The sequence below is a fragment of the Anaerobacillus sp. ABD4_527 genome (genome assembly GCF_056160805.1).
Window position 1 is genome coordinate 1 of sequence record NZ_JBSWXZ010000001.1, and the last position, 19,560, is coordinate 19,560.

General features: G+C 42.0%; 18 protein-coding genes. 11 read left to right on the forward strand and 7 right to left on the reverse strand.

Going from position 1 to position 19,560, the window contains the following annotated elements; translation table 11 throughout:
* Positions 1–489 precede the first annotated feature (489 nt).
* The 4 genes from ACXAHI_RS00005 (at position 490) to ACXAHI_RS00020 (ending at position 3,172) form a co-directional block, all read left to right on the forward strand.
* Positions 490–639 (forward strand): aspartyl-phosphate phosphatase Spo0E family protein, encoded by a 150-nt coding sequence (locus ACXAHI_RS00005; protein WP_270181553.1) that lies wholly within the window; start codon positions 490–492, stop codon positions 637–639.
* A 69-nt stretch (positions 640–708) separates the two neighbouring features.
* Entirely contained in the window at positions 709–948 is a 240-nt protein-coding gene (locus ACXAHI_RS00010) for a hypothetical protein (protein WP_474844968.1), read from the forward strand.
* Between the two features lie 109 nt (positions 949–1,057).
* Positions 1,058–2,920, forward strand: coding sequence for a PAS domain-containing sensor histidine kinase (locus ACXAHI_RS00015; protein ID WP_474844970.1), 1,863 nt, complete (start codon positions 1,058–1,060; stop codon positions 2,918–2,920).
* 114 nt (positions 2,921–3,034) lie between these two features.
* The gene (locus tag ACXAHI_RS00020) at positions 3,035–3,172 is read left to right on the forward strand and encodes a hypothetical protein (protein ID WP_474844972.1); all 138 of its coding nucleotides are present in this window, start codon (positions 3,035–3,037) and stop codon (positions 3,170–3,172) included.
* Positions 3,173–3,223: 51 nt separating this feature from the next.
* On the opposite strand, the gene ACXAHI_RS00025 is transcribed toward ACXAHI_RS00020, so the two are convergent.
* The 3 genes from ACXAHI_RS00025 to ACXAHI_RS00035 form a co-directional block, all read right to left on the reverse strand.
* Positions 3,224–4,687 (reverse strand): SulP family inorganic anion transporter, encoded by a 1,464-nt coding sequence (locus tag ACXAHI_RS00025; RefSeq protein ID WP_474844974.1) that lies wholly within the window; start codon positions 4,685–4,687, stop codon positions 3,224–3,226.
* 177 nt (positions 4,688–4,864) lie between these two features.
* Positions 4,865–5,632 (reverse strand): DUF3891 family protein, encoded by a 768-nt coding sequence (locus tag ACXAHI_RS00030; RefSeq protein ID WP_474844976.1) that lies wholly within the window; start codon positions 5,630–5,632, stop codon positions 4,865–4,867.
* A 35-nt stretch (positions 5,633–5,667) separates the two neighbouring features.
* Positions 5,668–6,114 carry a protease complex subunit PrcB family protein gene (locus ACXAHI_RS00035; protein ID WP_270181558.1) on the reverse strand — a complete coding sequence of 149 codons (447 nt, stop codon included), beginning with the start codon at positions 6,112–6,114 and terminating at the stop codon, positions 5,668–5,670.
* A gap of 183 nt (positions 6,115–6,297) precedes the next feature.
* Here ACXAHI_RS00035 and ACXAHI_RS00040 point away from each other — a divergent pair, with 183 nt between their 5' ends.
* From ACXAHI_RS00040 to ACXAHI_RS00060, 5 genes are all read left to right on the forward strand, one after another.
* Positions 6,298–6,516 (forward strand): transcription initiation factor IIE subunit beta family protein, encoded by a 219-nt coding sequence (locus ACXAHI_RS00040; protein ID WP_474844978.1) that lies wholly within the window; start codon positions 6,298–6,300, stop codon positions 6,514–6,516.
* Between the two features lie 235 nt (positions 6,517–6,751).
* Positions 6,752–7,270: a hypothetical protein gene (locus ACXAHI_RS00045; RefSeq protein WP_474844980.1), complete on the forward strand. Its 519-nt coding sequence runs from the start codon at positions 6,752–6,754 to the stop codon at positions 7,268–7,270.
* 84 nt (positions 7,271–7,354) lie between these two features.
* The gene (locus ACXAHI_RS00050; RefSeq protein ID WP_474844982.1) at positions 7,355–8,707 is read left to right on the forward strand and encodes a hypothetical protein; all 1,353 of its coding nucleotides are present in this window, start codon (positions 7,355–7,357) and stop codon (positions 8,705–8,707) included.
* Positions 8,708–8,918: 211 nt separating this feature from the next.
* Complete coding sequence (locus tag ACXAHI_RS00055) at positions 8,919–9,374, forward strand: pyridoxamine 5'-phosphate oxidase family protein (protein WP_474844984.1); 456 nt, start codon at positions 8,919–8,921, stop codon at positions 9,372–9,374.
* Between the two features lie 121 nt (positions 9,375–9,495).
* Positions 9,496–10,110, forward strand: a complete 615-nt coding sequence (locus ACXAHI_RS00060; protein ID WP_474844986.1) for a TVP38/TMEM64 family protein — start codon at positions 9,496–9,498, stop codon at positions 10,108–10,110.
* Between the two features lie 602 nt (positions 10,111–10,712).
* Here ACXAHI_RS00060 and ACXAHI_RS00065 read toward each other — a convergent pair.
* The 4 genes from ACXAHI_RS00065 to ACXAHI_RS00080 all read right to left on the reverse strand — a co-directional run bounded on the left by ACXAHI_RS00065 (position 10,713) and on the right by ACXAHI_RS00080 (position 12,093).
* The gene (locus tag ACXAHI_RS00065) at positions 10,713–11,282 is read right to left on the reverse strand and encodes a manganese catalase family protein (protein ID WP_474844988.1); all 570 of its coding nucleotides are present in this window, start codon (positions 11,280–11,282) and stop codon (positions 10,713–10,715) included.
* Positions 11,283–11,302: 20 nt separating this feature from the next.
* Positions 11,303–11,569 carry a spore coat protein CotJB gene (locus tag ACXAHI_RS00070; RefSeq protein WP_474844990.1) on the reverse strand — a complete coding sequence of 89 codons (267 nt, stop codon included), beginning with the start codon at positions 11,567–11,569 and terminating at the stop codon, positions 11,303–11,305.
* A gap of 2 nt (positions 11,570–11,571) precedes the next feature.
* Positions 11,572–11,781, reverse strand: a complete 210-nt coding sequence (locus ACXAHI_RS00075) for a spore coat associated protein CotJA (protein ID WP_474844992.1) — start codon at positions 11,779–11,781, stop codon at positions 11,572–11,574.
* Positions 11,782–11,895: 114 nt separating this feature from the next.
* Positions 11,896–12,093, reverse strand: a complete 198-nt coding sequence (locus tag ACXAHI_RS00080; RefSeq protein WP_474844994.1) for a hypothetical protein — start codon at positions 12,091–12,093, stop codon at positions 11,896–11,898.
* Between the two features lie 189 nt (positions 12,094–12,282).
* On the opposite strand from ACXAHI_RS00080, the gene addB reads away from it, so the two are divergent.
* Both addB and addA read left to right on the forward strand, forming a co-directional pair.
* Positions 12,283–15,789 carry a helicase-exonuclease AddAB subunit AddB gene (addB, locus tag ACXAHI_RS00085; protein ID WP_474844996.1) on the forward strand — a complete coding sequence of 1,169 codons (3,507 nt, stop codon included), beginning with the start codon at positions 12,283–12,285 and terminating at the stop codon, positions 15,787–15,789.
* Positions 15,773–19,492, forward strand: coding sequence for a helicase-exonuclease AddAB subunit AddA (gene addA / locus ACXAHI_RS00090; protein WP_474844998.1), 3,720 nt, complete (start codon positions 15,773–15,775; stop codon positions 19,490–19,492). The genes addB and addA overlap by 17 nt, the downstream gene beginning before the upstream one ends.
* The last annotated feature ends 68 nt before the right edge of the window (positions 19,493–19,560 follow it).

Here is a 19,560-nt window from a genome sequence, read left to right on the forward strand (position 1 = left end):
AATGCATCATAACGGAGGGCTTTTTTGTATGCAATAGAGGATTCCTTTTCTGACAGGAATTCTCCCGTGGTCCAACGGGCGTTCGAGACTCTGAGTGGACCGGTTTTGTCCACTTGGAGGCTCGGGCGTTCGTCCACAGGAAAGCAAGAGGTATTCAAACTCCTGCGGCATAGGGACCACAAAAAGAACCTGTTCACCTGGTTCTTTTTTTATGTAATCAGGAAGGTACTCAAAACATAGTAAAATTGATGTGTTTTGTTCATATAAAGCACTTCTATTCTTTAGGATGCATGGTTTCCTGTTTTTTGGGGAATAAGACAAATAAGTAATTTTAATGACTTTCTTATAACATTCTTAATAAATAGTTGCGGCGAAGCTTGTCTAATTTATGCACTATATGCAAAGTAATTAGAAGTTTAGTCGAATGCGTTTTGATTCCACTCAGTATTGGGCATAATGGTTATGTGTTCGATTGAGGAGGAATGCAGAATGTATGAGTATGAAGCAATCATCGAGAAGAAACGAAAAGAAATGTTCGATATAGCTGGACGGTATGGATTTGCTTCTGAAAAAACGATTCGCTGCAGTCAGGAGTTAGACCGGTTGTTGAATGCACTTATGCAACGCCGGACTACGTAACAAGCGGGTTAGAGAAATTAGAGGTAAATATTTTTCTTCCTGTGTGGGTTAATTAAGGAGGAAATCATCATGAAAATTGACCTTAAAGCAATTCTAAATGAAGAGTTGTTTGATTGGATACAAGAACACCCAAAGCGAAATCAATTAATAGAATCGATCGAAGGCAATATCTTTCAATCCATTGTTCAATTTCGAGAATGCAATGATATTAATTATAATGGGAACGATGATTGGACGTTGTATGCGCTTCGAAATGAGCAGATGTGGAAAGACGAAGTTGATCCACGCAACGAGTGCAAAAGCCGTTGATTAGATACGGCTTTTTTTGTTGGATTTTTTTAAGTTAAGCAGGAAAAAACTTAATCTTGTAGAAAAGTGTAGGAAGATATTGATTTTACCATAAATTGGGGAGGAAATAATGGTCAAACAGTCAGAGAATATTCTCATAGAAAAACACCAGCTTCACGAGTTACACCGAGAATACGGGAAGTATCTGTCTCTCTTTACCCATTATCCTGGTATGATCTTTTCTCTAAACCTCGATGGAATCGTTAAGAATATGAACAAGTTTGGTGAACAGTTTGCACATAAAAGCGGTGAAACTGTTATAAACAAACATTATACAGAATTTATCATCCATCAAGATCGAAAAGAAGTCGACAAAGCATTTAGAGAAACGCTAGCAGGACAGATCACTCAAATTCAAACGACCCTCTTACACGAAGTGAGAGTTACAGTAGATGTGGAGATCATCACGATCCCAGTCTACATAGATAATAAAATCGATGGTGCATTTAGTATCGTTCGAGATATTACGTCAGAAAGAGAGACCGCCGTAGCTCTTCGAGAAAGCCAGGAAAAATACAGACTTATTGCTGAACATACCTCAGAGCTCATAAGTCTAGTGAATGTTGAAAGTGCTCGTGTGATTTACGCATCTCCTTCACACGAAACGATTCTTGGTCATCCACCTCATTATTACCTAGGTGAATCCATCGAACTCGATGTGTATCCTGATGACCAGAGAAGTATTGTTGATTTAGTAAAAAATGACCCACTTGATCACTCACCAGCTGTTGTAGAATTTCGAAGAAAACATGCAGATGGATCATGGTTATGTCTTGAGGATCGAGCAACTCTTATTCCTGCAGGAGTGGACAGTGAGCGAACGCTCGTTGTTGTCACAAGAGATATTACAGAGAAAAAAGAAGCGGAGCGAGAATTAAAGCAGACCCTCAAACAGCTGAAGGATATGAAGTATGCGTTAGACGAAAGTGCGCTCGTATCAATCACAGATAAGCAAGGAAGAATTACATCTGTCAATAACAGGTTTTGTAGAACCTCTGGCTATTCGAAAGAGGAACTGATGGGGAAAGAACATAAGATATTAGATTCAGGGTATCATCCCCCTGTTTTTTTCCATGATATGGAGAAGAAGATCGCCAAAGGAGAAGTTTGGAAAGGTGAAATTAACAATAAAAAGAAAGATGGAGAAATCTTTTGGGTCGATACGACAGTGGTCCCTTTTCTTGATGAAAAAGGAGAGCCATATCAATATGTTTATATTCGTAAAGACATCACGAATCGAAAGCAAACCGAAGAATTCCTAAGAACTTCTGATAAACTTTCGGTCATAGGCGAACTTGCGGCTGGAGTTGCTCATGAAATCAGGAATCCACTCACATCATTGAAGGGATTTACACAAATTCTTAAATCAAGACTTTCTGATGAAAGTGATCAAGAATTTATAAAGATCATGATGTCAGAGCTCGATCGAATCAACATGATCGTAAACGAATTTATGGTATTGGCAAGGCCCCAAGCCGTTTCTTTTGAAAAAGCAAACGTTCTCGATCTCATTGAGAATGTGCTGACATTGATTGAAACACAGGCGATCTTAAACAATGTACAAATCTACACACGGCTTATTAATACAGCCCCATCCATTACATGCAGTGAAAATCAAATCAAGCAAGTCTTGATCAATGTGATGAAAAATGCGATAGAAGCCATGCCAGACGGTGGGGAAATCGTTGTATCCGTTTACGTGGACTCTAAAGATATCATGATTGAAGTGAAAGATAACGGCACAGGCATACCAGATCATCAATTACCTCATGTAGGCGAACCGTTCTACACAACAAAGAAAAAAGGGAATGGACTTGGTCTTATGATCTGTAGAAGAATTATTCAAAACCATCAAGGTGAACTTACGTTTGAAAGTGAAGAAGGGATTGGAACAACCGTCTCCATCAAATTACCAATAGAGCTGCATAAATAAGCGTCCACGCGGGCGCTTTTTTTAGATTAGAAGAATTCTTTACAAACATAAAGTAAGCGCTTACAATATAAGAAAGATATTTTCAGAATAGTTAAATAAAAGGATGTGTTGAGAGTGAGAAGCGAGACGAACTACCGACTCCTTGCCTTTGAAAAGTTCAACGCTGAGAATTGGAATGAAGACAATCGCCTTTTTAATTATTCAATCGCAACCCTTGCTGTACTGATTTATGGTATCACTTACTTATTGTAGAAATTGTATATAAAAAAGGCACTTCCTCAAAAAAGGGAAGTGCCTTTCCATTTACGACGCAACTTTATCTGAATTATTATCAGAGAGTTTGTTCATCAATGTTGTACTTGCTTCATTCAATCCAACGAACTTAACCGAAATGCCGTTCTGAACGAATTTTGCATGAATCTTATCGATCGCACCAACTGCTGAATCATCCCAGAGGTGAGCATCTGATAGTGAGATTTCAACACGGTCGATGTTTTCTTTAAAGTCGAATGCTTTCACAAGGTCAGTGACCGAAGCGAAGAAGATTTGACCAGAAACTTCATAGATTCTGCGATTATTGGCATCATCAAGTGTGCTGTTTACATGAATCTTAGAGATTTTTGCAGCAAAGAAAATAGCGCTCAAGACGATTCCAGCAAGTACGCCGTTCGCAAGGTTGTGCGTGAGTAATACGGTTAATACCGTCACGACCATTACCGCTGCATCTGTTTTTGGCAGGCGGTGTAAGTTCGTGAGTGATGACCAGTCAAACGTTCCGACTGACACCATGATCATAACCCCAACTAGAGCCGCTAGTGGAATCTGACTTACGATATCTCCCATCACAAGGATTAAGAACATTAAGAACGAACCGGCAACTAATGCGGAAAGACGGCCTCTACCACCAGACTTAACGTTGATGACAGATTGTCCAATCATTGCGCAACCAGCCATACCGCCAAAGAAGCCTGTAACGATGTTTGCAACACCCTGCCCTTTAGCTTCACGGTTTTTGTTACTATCTGTATCCGTCATATCATCAACGATGGATGCTGTTAGGAACGACTCGAGAAGTCCTACAAGAGCAAGCGCCAATGAGTAAGGGAAAATGATCATTAGTGTTTCAAGGTTAAATGGAACAGAAGGGATAAAGAATGCTGGGAGTGCTTGAGTAAGCTCACCCATGTCTCCAACTGTACGTACTCCGCTTCCTGACATAATTGCGATGATCGTAATCACAATTATGGCAATGAGTGGAGAAGGGACAGCTTTTGTTAACCTTGGCAACAGGTAAATGATTGCAAGAGCTCCAGCGACCATGAGATACATCGGCCAAGATTCTCCAACGAAATGTGGCAGCTGTGAGCTAAAGATCAGGATAGCCAGGGCATTTACAAAGCCTACCATAACCGAACGAGGAATGAACTTCATAAATTTACCGACTTTCAAGACTCCCATAGCAATCTGCAAGATACCAGTTAAGATCGTTGCTGCAAATAAATACTGCAGTCCGTGATCGGCGACAAGAGTAACCATCAATACAGCCATTGCACCTGTTGCTGCAGAGATCATTCCAGGTCTTCCACCAGTAAACGAAATGACGACGGCGATAGAGAATGAGGCGTACAACCCAACCATTGGGTCGACTCCTGCCATTATAGAGAAAGCGATGGCTTCCGGGATAAGAGCAAGCGCTACGACTAGGCCTGCCATGACGTCACCACGGACGTTCCCGAACCATTCACTTTTTAATTGTTGAATTGACAAATAATACACTTCCTTTTTCTGCGTATTCCTTTCCTCCCTGGAAAGGTGAACCGGACAAAACAAGGTGAATTATACGCAGGAAATAGGAATGTGACGAGCCTCTAATAGAGGCGTGTAAGCGAAATCATGCTTAAAATTCTTGGATATGCGTCGTTTTTCTCTATTTTTCATTAGATTTTAACTTTTTGGGGGTGAAAATTGAAACGTGCGGTGTTCAACAGATGTTTCTTCATAAGCTGATGCGATCCCATCTTTTTGAACAAGCTCTTTTGGAACGCGCTTTATTTGAATTGAAAAACGCTCGTCTGTTGGAATCAATGGATGTGATAAATGAATCGTATGGTCGTCTTCCCAATTAGCGACTATGCGCTCGTCCTTTTCAAGAAAATAAAACGACTGTGAAAAGCCTTCTTTAAACCACGTAAGTTCGTCTTCTTTCGCGACACCTGGTTCTTGAAAGCAAACATATAAGGAAAGATCATCGAAAAATTGAAGGAGCTGAAAGTGAAAGTTAAAGAGGTCTTTCTGGACCTCGAAGTCATGTAGCAATTCTCTTTGGCGTTTGCTTTCATGATTATAAAAACTGACCCCTCTTCGCGAAGTAGCCTGTTTAAAGAAGGATTGATAATGTTTACTGCAAAGGTATGCAGCGTAGGGGCTGTAATTTAAAACCTCTTCGATTCCCTTTTGGTAGTAATCAAGTTTGATCGGAAGAGGGTAGTCCATGAAGGAGAATGGGAGATTTTCATCATCATTCCATATTGGAACCGAATCGAGCGTTTTCCATCCTCGGTCGTGATGGTGAATTGCATAGAGAACATCATATTGATAGGAAAGGTCTGGCCAGAATGTTCGGTTTAGCTTCTTTGCAAGCTGTCCTGATAGAAGCGCATGGTCGTGCTGCCTGATCATGACAAAGCAGTCATTATGTTCATAGACGATCATCCACTCATCCTTTCGATAGGTTTAGAAAGCTCCGCCTAGTTAGGGGAGCTTTTCTTAATTTCTTGAAAGTTGATTCGTGCATTCGTATGGTCGATCTTAGCGATTGTGAAAGGCTTCGTAATAGCCTGTGTCACCATGTCATCTTTTTTAGGGTCCGTTGTATAGTATGTAACGAGTAGCTTGTTTCCTTCTTTTGTTATGTTATCGATTGTGACCGAGTACCCTCCTGTTGGCATTTCACCTCGCGTAATAATGATGTAAAGGTGATCACCTGAAGGAACGGCAAACGTCGCTCTCTCTATCCATTTCTGTTGCAAGGTGGTCTGTATATCGTTTGGTGCATTATTCATTTGGACGATTTCAAAATCAATCTCCTCAGACACTTCTTCACCCCCATTTGTATCTGTTGGCTCGGCATTGTTCTGACAGCCAGAGATAACAAAAGCGATCACAATTGTAAGTAAAAGGATAATGTGACGCACTGATCTTTCTCCCTCCTTACACATGCCTCTATACATGTGCTAGTATGTTTAAGTTTAGCGAAAATTAGATGAAATGGGAAGGGTTTACCTTGTTATACGGTTACATTACTTATTGAATGGGTAATGAACCTATGGAGATAATAATCAACTATGGAGCTAAAATAACAAGGAAGGGGACTTGATATGCAAAACGCAATTCTCGAATTTCTAAGAAATGTTGAAGAGCCAGTTTCCACACATGAAATCATGGAGTATTTATCAAACAAAGGGTATAGCCCTGATGAAGAGGAACTTGTAAGGGCAATAAAAGAAATTCCGCCTACAAAAATTCAAACACAATTTGACGCATCAGTGGTGGATCCGGCACCATCGGTATTATATAAGGCTGGGCCAGAAGCTTAATTTACTTTTTGCGCCGAAACACATCGACTAAGTACAATCCAAACAGTAAAAAGAAAAACAGTCCGATAGCAATCAATACGTCCATTACAATCGATAGCATGTGTGACATCCTTTCAGGTACAGATTTCCTTTTAGTGTAACAAACTGTTTAGAAAGTTTGTGTGATTCTACATCCAACAAGAGAAAGAAAATGCTATACTAATAGCATTGAGTTAAGGGATGGAAGGATGTCAGCATGAAACGAATCAAGTTTAACGGTACAACGTTTATCATTGTTTTCTTTATTGTATTTGTGATCGTCGGAGCCACAAACGTTTTGATGAGTGACGGTAAGATGAACACGAGTGAGTATGTTCTGAGCGAAGATCAAAAGGATGTCGTATCTCGATCTGAAACACAACCAAAAATCCCAGTAGGGGGATTGCTAAATAGTAAGCTGATCGATAACCAAGTTTCTTTAGTCGCTAAACTTCGATATAGCGGTGAACAAGATGGTTCGTTTAAAGTGATCGATGGTGAGATGTTGAATTATCAGATTACAAAGCATAAAACGGATGAAGTTGTAATCCCTTTTGGCTCTGAAGAACCAACGAATACAGTAGACGTAACACCAAAAGAAGTAATTGAAGGACAAGCACAACTAACGCCAGAACTTGATCCTGGTGTATACCAAGTTGAAGTCGCAGTTCCAATTGAATACGAAGGGGAAAAGGAACAGTTTGTATTCCGTATCCCTGTTGAAATTCAACCTTAAAAACAGCAGAACATCTGCTGTTTTTTTTTAGTTGAAATCAAAACGTATGCTAAACTAAAAGGAACAACATATAGGGGGATAAGTATGAAGAAACTCAATCTATCTAAAATAGTCGCAATATTAATTACATTCGGATTGTTTTTAGTCATCTTCAACTTTCTGCAAAATAAAGAACAGAATTTTGAAGTGAACTCAAAAGCATTTGATGTGGTTGAGTCTGAAGAAGCAGTTGATGTTCAAATGAATCAAATGATCCCCCAATTCAAATTAGCGAGAGAGCTCGACCTTATCAATACATACAATAAATCTATTCCGATTCTCGACTTGGATCGAGAGTTGATCATTCACGAAGCGATGGTGGTAGCATACGGTGGAATCTACCTATCTTATTCCTTTCCGCTTAAAGAAGAAGATATGCCGTTCGATCTTCCGCGACTCTCCATCGGAAGTATTAGCTATAAAGATGGATCCGGCGAAAAAAAATCAGAGTATGTGGAGCAGCATCTCATTCAGTTACAAAAACCGGTAGTAAATGAATACCGGTTATATCAAGCCGTTATCTTAACCCCTGAAAGTAACCTAAGTTTTAATAGAGAAGAAACGGATCTTAACAATATAGAAGAATTAACGTTAAAAGACATTGTGGTAACAGAAGACGAAAAGAAACTATCATTAGATGATGTTCAACTGAAAATGGAGAAGGGCTATAAAGGAACTCATTTTGCGGAAGCCGATTTAGATACTGCGATGCCAGTGGGAGATGGGATGATCACATTTAAAAAGTTTACTGCGTCCTACACAAAAAACAAGCTATATTTTGAAACAGACTTAAAAAATCTTTCCTATATTTTAGTAAATGAGACGATTGGAGATCACTCTTTTCAAAATCGATACAAAGTTGAGGAGGATGGTGACCTTTTCTCAATTTCGATGCAACCATTTCAAGAATTACAAGAGGAATTGAATCTTGAAGTAGCCGGAATTCTTAGTGATAAAACGGGCTCGGTTGAATCAACATTAAGTTCCGAAGAGTTAACGAAGCTAAAAGATGGCGGTGTTGTCGAAGCAGGTAATTATGGTGGAGTCTCTTATGGGATCAGTATGAGAGCGAGAGGATCGTCGCACGCTCTTGCTCTTTCTTTAGAGGCGCAAGATTCCGTTGAACATGAAGTCATTCGAAGGCTACATATGATTAATGAAAACGAGATCAGTCAGTATCCATATAAAGAAGATTTCATCACTCTTTCCGTTAAAGATCGGAATGACGATGATATCCTCATTTATGATATTGAAGAGTCAGATACAGGCTTTCTCGTAAACCTCGATATGGGGCATGCCAGATCGTTAGCTCCAGTGACAGTTAAGCTATCTTACCTTCCTAACATTGTGGATGGACAGAAAAAGATAACCGCGCCATTAAAATTGATAAAAAAATAAATTTTTAGGTTTTGTAATTTGAAAACCGGGTATAGTTAGTATCAAACCCCCTAAGTAATGATGTTTCACATTGATTTTCCCCCTTTTTGCCGTACTCTTCGGAGTGCGGCAATTTTTTTGTTAAGCTCCCCATTCTGAAGCGTTCCCATTATGAAGTATTCGTGCTAATCTTTTAGGAAAGAGTAGAGGTAGAAGTGAAAGGGTGAAGCGAATGGCAAAGAAAGATAAAGTGACCGAATTAACAGAAGACTTAGCATCGTTTCTTAATGGCGAAAAACTCGTCATGCTATCAACAATCGACTATGAAACAAGCACTCCGAATGTCTCAGCTATTTCCTGGGTGAAAGCGTCGGATAAGAAGAATATTCGTTTTTCCGTGACGAGTAACTCTAGAACGGTGGAAAATGTAAAAGGTAACAAGGGTGTCGTGTTAACCATCATCGGGTTAGAAACGGTATATTCCATTCAAGGAAACGCATCGATTTTAGAAGAGGCGATGAGTGACGTTTCATTAAAGCTTGCTAAAATCAATGTCGAAGTTGAACAGGTGATCGAGTCCATGTTCTGGGGAGCGAAAATTACGGCAGATCCACAATTTGAAAAAACATATAACAAAGATAAAGCAGAAGCGCTGGATCTTGAGGTGTATACAGCTCTAATGAAATAGCTTCCAACTTTCTATCGATCTTCATTTATGCTTTAATATAGAGTAAGAAATGCAAATTATGCTGTCACATTAAATGACACTCGCATCATGAAACGAGGTTGATTCCCATATGGAGTGGGGAATGATTATTGATTCTTTAAACGAAGAGACGATAAAAGAATGGCTTAACCAGTATGCTGCACTTGGTCCATTGCCAGGCATCCTGCTACCGATGCTCGAAGCAGTGCTTCCGATATTGCCATTGTTTCTTTTTGTAGCCGGTAATGCTGCAGCCTACGGTTTTTGGTTTGGGTCACTTCTTTCATGGTTAGGTGCATCCCTAGGTGCATTGCTCGTTTTTATTGTTGTAAGAAAACTTGCAAGACAGCGATTCATGGGTTTGATCACAAGGCATAAAAAGATCGATAAGACGCTAAGGTGGATCGAAAGACATGGATTCGGCATGGTGTTCCTCTTACTGTGCTTTCCATTCACACCATCAGCCCTCATCAACGTTGTCGCTGGCCTATCGAATATGAGTATCAGAAGTTTTGTAATAGCTGTTCTTCTTGGAAAAATGGTTATGATCGCCATCGTTTCATTCATCGGACATGACGTGTTTTCATTAATCCACCAACCACTGCAATTGGTGCTGATCGTCCTCGCCATCGGACTACTATGGGGTGCGGGAAAAATTATAGAGCTCAAGCTAAATCAGCGACCAAGAAAAACAAGAATGGAAGATCAATCAAGATAAGCCATGCCGGGAAGCGGCATGGCTTTTGTTTTGGTTTTAGGGTGGTAATCTGGCTAATAAAATGCGATTTTGGCTAATAAAATCTTAATTTGGACAATAAAATTCGATTTTAGCTAATAAATTGAGATTTTGGACAATAAAAAGTCTGTTATAAGGGTGTACTGCTTATTTCGCTGGGAGCTTTGATAGAGATATCAGCGATAATTGTAGTGATATCAGCGAAATTTTTGATATATCGGCGATAATGAAGGTTTTATCAGCGCTTTTTTAAATATATCAGCGAAACTGAGGATTTATCGGCGAACTGAGATTTACAGGCTGTGCCAGCTCCGTTTCTAAACGCTCGTCTCCGCTTTTCGCTATGTCCAGCTACGACTCGCAGAAACTACGCTATTTCACTCTTTCAACTGAACACAAAGAACGTGTTCAATTTCAAGAGTTCCAATAGCTCCGTTTCTAAACGCTCGTCTCCGCTTTTCGATGTCTAGCTGCGGTGGCCAAATACTCCGGTAGTTTCAGAAGAGCGATTGAGACAAAAAGCGTCTCATTCGCTCTTCTTCCAACTCCCTGCGTATTTAAACGGGCCACCTCCGCCTTTCATATCAATAAAACTTCTTCTTATCCCTATCTTCCTTCAAAATCTCCACAGCTTCTCTAAACCTTTGGGAGTGGACGATTTCACGTTCTCTTAGGAAGGCGAGGGAGTCGTTTAGGTCTGGGTCGTCAGAGAGGTCAATGATCCATTGGTAGGTGGCTCGGGCTTTTTCTTCTGCTGCGATGTCTTCGTAAAGGTCAGCGATTGGGTCGCCTTTTGCTGCGATGTAGCTTGCGGTCCATGGGACGCCGGCTGCGTTTGAATAGAAGAGTGCTCTGTCGTGGTTTGCGTAGTGCGCGCCAAGTCCAGCTTCTTTCATTTGATCTGGTGTCGCATCTTTCGTTAGTTTATAAACCATTGTTGCAATCATTTCGAGGTGGGCGAATTCTTCTGTACCAATATCGGTTAGAAGTCCTACGACTTTGTCTGGGATCGTATATCGCTGGTTTAAGTATCGAAGGGCAGCAGCGAGTTCACCATCTGCGCCTCCGTATTGCTCGATTAGAAACTTCGCAAGCATCGGATTACATGTGCTTACTTTTACAGGATATTGAAGCTTTTTTTCATAAACCCACAAACGCACTCATCCTTTCCAAATTAAACTTGCCACGGCCATGGGGTATCATTCCAGTTCCAAGGGTAGCTGCTGTAGCTTAATCCGTACTGAAGAAGAGGTCCGTAATCTTTCTCATACCTCTTCCTTAATTGCTTCCTCAATTTTGCAAACTCATTGAACTGCTTGATCGCATCGATGTCATTCGGATGTGTGTCGAGGTAGAGGGTTAGTTCTAACAGCACAAAGTCAGTAGCCTGAAGCTCTTCGAGTAATTCGTAATACTCCTTCGGTAGCTGTTTGTGCTTCATCGTTAGCCCTCCTTGTTCTTTTCATAAGGGTCATAGAACACTTTCCAGAGCGTTCCTGCTGCGAGTGCTTCTCTTGGCGAAAACTGTTCGAGTCCTGGAGGTTGGAAGCCCAAATAAAGGTTAGGTGGTGTGGAGTAAGACTTCACTCGAATCGGTTTACATGGGTCAAAGGGGCTTACATAAGGTTCCCAATATTTCCGGTTGGTGTACATTGTTCGCCTCCTAAGAATTCGATTGGCTACCTTACTAGATTTATGTTTTTTCCTTATAAAAGATGTTCACTCCATGAAAAAAGCACCTCCACTCGTTGGAGGTGCTTGGCTGGCTTACATGTTGTTCACAGTGTCATTCCATTTTGCTAATGCGTTTTTTAAATCGTGAAGGTCTAATTCGAACGGATAGTTGCTGTGTACGCTCGTTTTCTGTGATTCATCAAGCTTTTCGTAACTATGCACGAACTCTGTCATATCTCTCGTAATCCGGTTAAGCTCCCATTTAAATGTATCCATCTCTTTATTTTCCATGTCCAAAACTCCTTTACAAAAGTTATGCTTAGTAGTCTATACCCTTACAGTTTTCCCTGAAACCTACTGGTACGATCGCTCAATAATTGGAAACTTTAATGCGAACGTATCTTCTTATGAAGTCTATTAAATTGCAAAAAAACGTGAGATAATGGGAGGGTTAGTACACGTGTACGGGAGGAGAAACGTATGGGAGTTCAATTTATTATAGGTCGATCGGGGAGCGGAAAAACCGATCACTGTCTTACTGACATTCAGCGCGAGTTAACCGAACGTCCTCTAGGGGAGACGATGATCTACTTAGTTCCAGAACAGATGACGTTTCAGTCAGAGTATGAACTCGTACATAACCGTAATCTAAAAGGGATGATTCGTGCTCAAGTGTTCAGTTTTACACGTCTTGCATGGAAAGTCCTCCAAGAGACCGGTGGCATGGCGAGGCCACATTTAACGTCTGTCGGTACGAGTATGATGCTCAGGCATATTATTGAAGAAAATAAAGCGCAACTTAGAATCTATCAGCGCTCTTCAGACAAAACCGGCTATATCGATCAGCTGAATGATATGGTCACTGAATTTAAGCGCTACTGCCTCGAGCCAGATCATATTAAAAGCTATGCTGATGATTACTATACAACCGATGATCGAAGTCTTTTACGAGACAAGCTCTATGATCTGCATCTTGTATACGAAGCATTTCAACGAGCGATGATCGGCCATTATTTAGATTCGGAAGATTACCTTCAGCTGTTAGCTGAGAAAATCTCTGAATCACAGTATCTAGAGAATGCCGCGATTTGGGTGGATGGCTTTCATAGCTTTACGCCACAGGAGCTTCTCGTTTTAAAAGCATTAATGAAAAAAGGGGCGGACATCACGTTCACCATCACGATGGACACCGAGATGAATCCAGCTTCGGTCCATGAACTAGACCTTTTTCACGAGCCTGCGACAACCTGCCAGACGCTTCTCCAAATGGCGAATGAAGAAGGGATCGACGTGAAGGTCCCTGAGCTATTAACTCACCAAAAAAGGTACCAAAACAACGAGCTTCGGCATCTGGAAGCAAATTACGGAGAACGCCCACCTGTCCTTTATGCAGGAGAGCTTCAGCATATAAAAGTTAACCATGCGGTGAATATTCGATCAGAAGTTGAAGCTGCAGCAAGAGAGACGCTCAGGCTTGTACGAGACGAAGGCTATCGATACAGAGACATCTCTGTGATGGTCAGGGATATGTCAACGTATTATGAGCTTGTCGAAACCATTTTCACAGATCATGGAATTCCTATTTTCTCTGACCAAAAACGGACGATGCTCCATCATCCTTTGATCGAGCTCATACGTTCGAGTCTCGATATCATTCAATACCACTGGCGGTATGAAGCTGTTTTCCGCTGTGTAAAAACAGAGCTTCTATTCCCTGATGAAACGGAGAATAGCAAAGCAGATCTAAGAGATCGGATGGACGAGCTCGAAAATTATGTGATCGCAAAAGGAATTAAGGGATACCGGTGGAGGTCAGGTGAGCGGTGGAAGGCGAATATCTATCGTCAATTAGAGGATAAAGAAGCCGTAACGTCTGATGAGATCGAGCGAATGGAAGAACGATTGAACGAAACGAAGGAATGGGTTTCGAATCCTTTAGAGAAATTTGAACGAAAGATGAAGCAAGCAAAGACAGTACGGGAGAAGTGTGAGGTTCTCTACTATTTCCTTGAAAACTGTAATGCTGCTGAAAAAGTAGATCGGCTAAAAGAACACGCTGAGAAGGCGGGACAATTAACGAAGGCGAGAGAGCATGATCAAGTTTGGGATGCCGTCATCGCTCTCCTCGATGAAACGGTCGAATTGATTGGAGACCAGGAGTTATCGATCGAACAGTTTACAAAACTATTAGAAGCTGGAATCGAAAGTATGAAGTTTGCTCTCGTACCTGCTTCTCTCGACCAAGTGGTGATCGGTAGCATCGACCGCACTCGTTTTACAAATGTAAAATGTGGATTTCTGCTAGGCGTGAACGATGGAGTGTTGCCAGCAAAACTTCAGGATGATGGACTTTTAAGTGAACAAGATCGAGAAAAGCTTGAAGAACAAGGAATTCAACTTGCTCCTGGCTTGAAGCGGAGATTACTAGATGAAGAATTCCTAATCTATCACGCCCTTTCAACACCTTCAGAGAATTTATGGGTGAGCTGTCCACTTGCGGACGGCGAAGGGAAAGGCCTACAGCCTTCGATCGTCATGAATCGAATTCAGGAAATGTTCCCTGACCTATCGGTTGGGTTGAAGTTTGCTGAACCTGGTGAAGAAGCAGATGACGAACTCTCATTCATCACGAATCCGTTAAAAACGATCGGTAGACTTACTGGCCAACTGAGGCAGTGGCACAGGGGCTATCCGATCGATGCAATCTGGTGGGATGCGTATAACTGGTTCGTTGAAAACAGTGATTCGGAGAGTAGTAAACTGAGATTAGTAGAAAGCTTGTTTTATCGAAACAAAGCGACAAACCTTTCTCGTGAAACAAGTCGTGAGCTTTACGGTTCAAAGATTCAGGCAAGTGTCTCCAGAATGGAGCGGTATCAGTCTTGTGCATTCTCGCAATTCGCTTCACATGGCCTCAAGTTAAAAGAGCGCTCCACCTTTAAACTAGAAGCGCCGGATATCGGTCAGCTCTTTCATGCCTCATTAAACATGCTTGCTGAAACAATCAAGCAGCGAGACTGGGATTGGAGTAAGCTTTCGACGAATCAATACTATGAGCTTTCAGGAGAAATCGTCGAACAGCTCGCGCCAAGGCTTCAAAATGAAATCCTACTTAGCTCGAATCGCTATCACTATATTATGAGGAAATTAAAACAAGTCGTTGGTAGAGCTTCCTCTGTGCTCGGACAGCAGGCAAAACGAAGCGGATTCCAGCCTGCTGGACTTGAACTCGCTTTTGGTCCTGGAGAGGCGATACCACCGATTCAATTTAAACTTAAGAACGGCGTTACGCTGCAGCTTATCGGAAGGATCGATCGGGTCGATCAGGCGTTTAAAGAAGATCAGCTCCTCTTGAGGGTCATCGATTACAAATCGAGCGGAACGTCCCTTGATTTGTCTGAAGTGTACTTTGGGCTTGCACTACAGATGCTCACGTATTTAGACGTCGTGATTTCTTATTCTCATCTATGGCTAGGAAGAGAAGCGGCAGCAGCTGGTATGCTTTATTTCCACGTTCATAATCCGATGCTTCAAACGTCTTCACCAGCTCAATCAGCCATACAAAGAGAGCTTTTCAAGAAGTTTAAGATGAAAGGCTTGTTACTTGCTGATAAAGACGTTGTCAGCTTAATGGACGATACGATTGAAAGAGATAAGTCAGATATCGTGCCTGCAGCGCTGAAAAAGGATGGGAACTTTACAAAGAACTCATCAGTGCTTTCATCGGAAGATTTTGATGCGCTTCGGGCATATACGAGAAAGACGATCCAAAGAATTGGAACAGATATTTCAGACGGTAAAATAGACATCGATCCATACAAAATGAAAGATAAAATTCCGTGTACGTTCTGTTCATACCGATCGTTCTGTCAGTTTGACCAGGCGATGGAAGACAATTCGTACAAAGTGATTCCAGTAAAAGATGACGAAACGATCTTAAGAGATATGAGAGAGAAAGGAGGGGGCACGGATGACGGAGTACATTAAGAAGCCAGAAGGTTCCCACTGGACGGATGCACAGTGGGATGCCATCGCGGCTAGAAACCAGGATGTGCTTGTTGCAGCAGCTGCAGGCTCTGGAAAAACAGCAGTATTAGTTGAACGCATCATTCGAAGACTCGCGGATGAGAAAGACCAAGCAGAGGTAGATCGGATACTTGTCGTGACATTCACGAACGCTGCTGCAGCTGAAATGCGACACCGAATCGGGGAAGCACTCGAAGCGAGGTTAAAAGAAGATCCGTCTTCACTCTATTTACGAAGACAGCTATCCATGCTTAACAGAGCTTCCATCTCAACGCTCCATTCTTTCTGCATGGAGGTACTTCGACGCTATTATTACGAAATTGATCTTGATCCTGCTTTTCGAGTAGCTGATCAAACGGAAGCCGCTCTTCTTCGAGAGGAAGCGATGGAGGAGTTATTCGAGGAACAGTATAGCGGAGAGAACGAAGCGTTCTTTGACTTAGTCGACAGGTACAGCAGCGATCGGAGCGATGTTGACCTCCAACAGCTTGTCGAAAAGCTGTATCACTTTTCCTCGAGTCATCCATGGCCAGATCAATGGTTGTATGAAAGTGTCGCTCAGTATGAAAATGCCGGGAAAGTAGCATTTGATGAACTCGTTTGGGTGAAGGAATTAAAGAAAGATGTCATTCTTCAGCTTGAAGGTATGAAGGAGCTCCAAGAAAAATCAATCGAGCTCGCATCTTCATCAGGTGGTCCTGAACCGTACCTCGAAACGTTACAGTCTGAGCATCAGATGGTGATCGATGCCTTATCGTCCGCTCAAACGACCTGGTCGACTTTAGCATCAAGCTTTGAAGCTTTTCATTTCGGCCGATTGAAGCCATGTAAAGGCGAGCAGTATGATCCTGCCAAAATCGATGCGGTCAAAGGAATGAGGGACAAAGTTAAAAAGACGATTCAGAATTTGCAAGAAGAGTTGTTCCAGAGAACTCCTGAAGAGTACGTGGAAGACCTTGAACAGTTGGCGCCTGTTCTAGGTACGTTAGCTGAGCTCGTTAAGCAGTTCAGAGAACGGTATACGCTTCTAAAAAAAGAAAAAGGACTCGTCGACTATAGTGACCTTGAGCACTATTGCCTTGCCGTTTTACTCGACAAGGATTCTACACCAGAAAATCCGATCCCTTCGAATGCTGCTCGTGAATATCAAACGCAGTTCGCTGAAGTATTGATCGATGAGTATCAAGACACAAACTCAGTTCAAGAAACGATCTTGAATGCGATCAGTCGCAGTGGTGATGAAGCTGGCAACCGCTTTATGGTTGGCGATGTGAAGCAAAGTATTTATCGTTTTCGATTAGCAGAGCCAGGTTTATTTCTCTCTAAGTATAAGACGTTCGGTCGTTCATCAGACGACCCTTCAAAACGAATTGATCTTGCCCGTAACTTTAGAAGTCGTGAAGAAGTTCTTAACGGGACAAACTATATCTTTAAGCAAATCATGGATGAGCGTGTTGGTGAAATCGAGTACGATGAAGCTGCTGAGTTGATTCCTGGTGCAAGCTACCCTTCTTCAGAAGCAGTCGTTCCAGAAGTTCATCTCATCGACCAGAGTTCAGAAGGAGAAGATCAGGAGGAAGATGTAGAGAAGGTGCAGCTCGAAGCACGATTGATGGCATCTCGCATCAAGACGATGATGGGGAAGGGCGAAAGAGAGCGTGCGAAAGTATACGACCGAAAAGAAGAGCGCATGAGACCTGTTGAGTACAGAGATATGGTCATCCTGCTCCGCGCGACGGCTAGCTGGGCTCCGGTCATCCTTGAAGAGCTAAAACAGTCAGGGATTCCTGCTTACTCCGATTTAGCAACAGGTTATTTTGAAGCGACAGAAGTAGCCGTCATGATGAGCTTGCTTAACGTGATCGATAACCCGTATCAAGACATTCCGCTCGCATCCGTGCTTCGTTCTCCTATTTTCGGTCTAACAGAGGAAGAGCTAGCTCAGATTCGAATTCACGAGAAAAAAGGGAATTACTTTGAAGCCCTTCAAACATACGTAGACGATGAGTCGGATGGGCTTGCAGACAAACTTTCAGAATTTCTAGAGAAGCTAAATCAATGGCGGGATCAAGCGAGACAGTCTTCTCTTGGAGAGTTGATTTGGCAGTTGTACCGTGAAACGAATTATTATGAATTTGTTGGCGGAATGCCGGCTGGCCTTCAGCGTCAGGCGAACCTGAGAGCACTTTACGATCGTGCTAGACAGTATGAAGCAACGTCGTTTCGAGGCTTATTCCGATTTCTACGTTTTATCGACCGTATGAAAGAGCAAGGTGGGGATCTCGGGACTGCAAGAGCACTCGGTGAACAAGAAGACGTCGTTAGAGTGATGACCATCCATAAAAGTAAGGGACTTGAGTTTCCGATCGTTTTTGTGGCAGGAATTGCAAAACAGTTCAATTTAAGAGATATGGTCAATCCGATGCTGATGCATAAAGAGCTTGGAGTAGCTTCCAAATTCATCGACCCTATCAATCGCATCACGTATCCTACGCTACCGTATTTTACTATTCAAAAGAGAATGCGACTCGAAATGCTTGCTGAAGAAATGCGTGTGTTGTATGTTGCACTAACAAGAGCAAAGGAGAAGCTCTATTTGATCGGTACCGTAAAAGAGTGGGAAAAAGAGCTCTTATCCTGGACGGGGGCATCAACAGAAGAATGGTTGCTTTCTGATTTTGAACGTTCGAAAGGGAAATCATATTTGAGCTGGATTGGCCCTTCGCTACTTCGTCATCGAGATTTAGCAAAAATCGTTGATGACGTGGCAGATCTTAAGAAGCCAGCTCCTGTCTTTAATCATACGTCAAGGTGGGACCTAGCGATTCACTCTGCAGCTGATTTTGCAGAAGTGGAATCTGAAGATGTTGCGAGGCAAGAAGAGTATGAGAAATTACTTCAGTCAAAAGAGACGATTCCTGAACGTAGTCCACATCGAGATGAAGTCGTGAAACGACTGAGTTGGACGTACCCCCACACGGCAGCGACTGAAACGAAATCTAAGCAGTCTGTAACTGAAGTGAAGAGGCAGAGGGAAGTGTTCTCTGATGAGCGAAGTGATTCAACGATCGTTAGTGGGTTTAAACAGTCACTAAAAGAACGCCCTCGCTTCCTACAAAGTAAAAAGCTCACACCTGCTGAACGAGGAACGGCGATGCATGTTGTGATGCAACACTTGGATGTTACGCGTGTTTCAGATGAAAGCTCAGTAAGAGATTTGATCGCTCGTCTTGAACAAAAGGAACTATTAACACCTGAACAAACAGATGCGATCGATGCGAACCAGATTTTGCAGTTCACGCAGTCAGCTCTAGGTAAAAAGATGAGAAACGCAAAAGCGATTCACAAGGAAGTTCCTTTCAGTCTTGGTGTTGATTCAACTTGGATTTATGTTGATTTTGAAGGTGAAGAGGAAACGGTCGTTTTACAAGGTGTTATCGACTGTATTATCGAAGAAGAAGATGGGTTAACCCTCGTCGATTATAAGACAGATGTAATTCAAAACCGATTTAGTTCAGAAGAGCAAATTGAAACGACCATGAGAAATCGTTATTCAACACAGTTGAAATTATACGAAAAAGCGATCGATGAAATATGGAATCTCCCATGCAAAGAAAAAGTACTTTACTTTTTTGATGGTGGACGATCGATTACGATCGATTAACATGCTGGCCGGGCTTATGTCCGGCTAGCTTATTTATTCAAACATACATAATGAACTAGCAGAGGAGT